A 231-nucleotide genomic window follows, 5' to 3' on the forward strand; every position below is an offset into this window, starting at 1 on the left:
GACTAGTCGTCGGCAGCGTCAGATGTGTATAAGAGACAGGTCTTCCGTTTACAGCCTCTCCGATAGGCATTGTAATAGGATTACCGTATCCGATTACATCCTGCCCTCTTTTAAGACCATCAGTAGCGTCCATTGCGATACATCTTACTGTATCTTCTCCAATATGTTGTTCTACCTCTAAAACTACTTTTTCACCGTTATCCTTTGTAATTTCTAACGCGTCATAAATGC

Annotated in this window: 1 pseudogene; it reads right to left on the reverse strand. The window is 42.0% G+C overall.

What is annotated here, in order from left to right:
* Nucleotides 1-231 (reverse strand): annotated as a pseudogene (locus ACPYOJ_RS36045) (hypothetical protein); the annotation flags it as partial.

Source organism: Rhizobium sp. SVR5-9E (assembly GCF_056755095.1).